The organism is Pseudoroseomonas cervicalis ATCC 49957 (assembly GCF_000164635.1).
Classification (GTDB): domain Bacteria; phylum Pseudomonadota; class Alphaproteobacteria; order Acetobacterales; family Acetobacteraceae; genus Pseudoroseomonas; species Pseudoroseomonas cervicalis.
Map to the genome: position 1 here is coordinate 1 of NZ_GG770936.1, position 1,250 is coordinate 1,250.

Below are 1,250 nucleotides of genomic sequence, written 5' to 3' on the forward strand. Positions count from 1 at the left end.
GGCGCCTGGTCGGGCACCACCGGCTCCACCGGCCCCAATCCGTCGCGCCGCTCCGGCATCGCCGCCTCCCCCGCGCCCCGCGCCTCAGGCCTCGCCCGCCTCGTCCTCGTCGAGGATGAAGATGCGGCCCTCATCGGACAGCCGCTTGGCGATGGTGATGATGTCGGCCTGCGCGTCCTCGACCGTCTTGCGGCGCTGCGCCGGCATGCTCTCGATCTCGTCGCGCATCATCGTCGCGGCGCGCGCCGACATGCTGCCGAGGAACAGCTCGCGCAGCTCGGGGCTCGCCGCGGTCAGCGCGATCTGCAGCTTGTCCACCGGGCATTCCTGCACCAGCGTGCCGAAGGTGGTGCGGTCGACGCGGATCAGGTCGTCGAAGGTGAACATGATGCGCTTGATGCGGCTGGCCGCGTGCGGCTCGCGCGATTCGATGACGCGCATCAGCTGGTCCACCAGCCCCTTGTCGGCGCGGTTCATGATCTCGGCCACGATCTGCGAGCTGTCGCGCTCGTAGCTGCGGCTGAGGTTGGTGATGAACTCCTTCTGCAGCGTCGCCTCGATGTCCTGCAGCACGCCCTTCTGGATGCTGTCCATGCGCACCATGCGCAGCACGATCTCGTCGATCGAGCTCTTGGGCAGCAGCGCCAGCACGCGGGCCGCGTGCTGCGCCGGCAGCTTGGCCAGGATCACCGCCGCCGTCTGCGCCAGCTCGGTGCGCAGATAGGTGGCCAGCACCTCGGGCGAGATGTTGGCCAGCTTCTCCCACATGGTCTTGCCCTCGGGACCACGGATCTCGTCCATGATCTCGCTGACCTTCTCATTGGGCAGCAGGCGGCGCAGCAGCCGCTCGGTCGTCTCGGCGGTGCCGATCACGGTCCCGGTGCGGCCGACCTCGTTGCGGAAGCGGGTGATCACCCGCTCGACCTGCTCGATGTCGATCTTGCCGAGATTGGCCATGGCGCGGCTGACGCGGCGGATCTCGTGCTCCTCCAGCCGGTCGAACAGGGCCTGCATGCGCTGCTCGTCCAGCGTCATGAACAGCGTGGCGACATCGGCCAGCGAATCCTGCCGATTCTCGCTGGGGCGCACCGCGCGGCGGGCTTCGGGGGCTTTCATCGGTCGGGACCTCGCGGCTCGGATCGCAGGGCAAGCAGGGGCAGCAGCAGCGCGGCCAGCAGGGCCGCGCATTCGGGCGGCGGGCCGGCCGGGTGCAGCCGCGCCAGCGCCTCCGCCGCGTCGCCCTCGCTGCC

At 70.0% G+C, this 1,250-nt stretch carries 1 protein-coding gene; it reads right to left on the reverse strand.

The annotated features are described in order from the left end of the window. Positions 1-84 precede the first annotated feature (84 nt). Entirely contained in the window at positions 85-1,116 is a 1,032-nt protein-coding gene (locus HMPREF0731_RS20525; protein ID WP_007006146.1) for a flagellar motor switch protein FliG, read from the reverse strand. Positions 1,117-1,250: the final 134 nt, after the last annotated feature.